The organism is Curtobacterium sp. B8, assembly GCF_000333315.1.
GTDB classification, from domain to species: domain Bacteria; phylum Actinomycetota; class Actinomycetes; order Actinomycetales; family Microbacteriaceae; genus Curtobacterium; species Curtobacterium luteum.
The window spans coordinates 1-918 of record NZ_BACW01000184.1 but is presented as its reverse complement, the minus strand read 5'-3'; the positions used below and the strand labels follow the sequence as shown (position 1 = coordinate 918).

The 918-nt window shown below is 69.2% G+C and carries 1 protein-coding gene and 1 pseudogene; one reads left to right on the top strand and one right to left on the bottom strand.

Annotation, left to right across the window (positions count from 1 at the left end; all coding sequences use genetic code 11):
* Nucleotides 1-191 (bottom strand): annotated as a pseudogene (locus I59_RS21290) (heme-copper oxidase subunit III); the annotation flags it as partial.
* Between the two features lie 70 nt (nt 192-261).
* Between I59_RS21290 and trpD the strand changes: the two are divergent.
* On the top strand, nt 262-918 hold a 657-nt coding region (gene trpD, locus I59_RS04430; protein WP_042726459.1), incomplete at its 3' end, for an anthranilate phosphoribosyltransferase.

Sequence of the window (918 nt, the reverse complement as noted above, 5' to 3'; positions counted from 1 at the left end):
AGCTTGGCGGTCTCGGTGGCCCAGAGCTCGGGGGAGGTGCTGCGGAGCGTGAAGTAGATCGCGAACAGGCCGGCGAAGAACATGACCTCGCTGCCCAGCCACACGATCGTCCCCACGGCCACGGCGTTGGGCCTGTTCAGGACCGGTGCGGTGGCAGATCTGGAGAGAGGGGTGCTAGTCACAGACTCCATTATGGCCGAAACCACCGACAGTGTTTTCGCAGCCAACTGGTGGGTCGCTCGAATTCACTACGATCGGATCATGCACGACCAACTCACCTGGCCCTCGGTGATCAGCGCGCTCATGGCGTGCCAGGACCTCTCGATCAGGCAGTCCACATGGGCCATGGAGGAGATCGTCCAGGGACGCGCGACCGCCGCCCAGATCGCGGCCTTCGCCGTGGCCCTCCGCGCGAAGGGCGAGACGGTCGACGAGGTCGTCGGCTTCCGCGATGCGATCCTCGACGCCGCGGTCCCGCTGGACGTCGACCCGATGGCGCTCGACATCGTGGGCACCGGCGGCGACGTGGTCGGCACGGTGAACGTCTCGACGATGGCGGCCATCGTGGTCGCTGCCGCCGGCGTCCCGGTCGTCAAGCACGGCAACCGCGCGAGCTCGTCGAAGTCCGGCTCGAGCGACGTGCTCGCGGCACTCGGGCTCGACCTGACGATGGACGCCGCGCGTGTTGCGGACACCTTCCGGCGTGTCGGGCTGACCTTCGCCTTCGCCAGCGCCTTCCACCCCGGCTTCGCGCACGCGGCCCCGGTCCGCCGCGAGATCGGCGTGCCGACGGTCTTCAACTTCCTCGGCCCGCTCGTCAACCCCGCGCGGTGCGAGGCCAACGCCGTCGGGGTGGCGCAGCTCGAGCTCGTCCCGATCATCACGGGCGTGTTCCAGACCCGCGGGGCGACGGCGCTC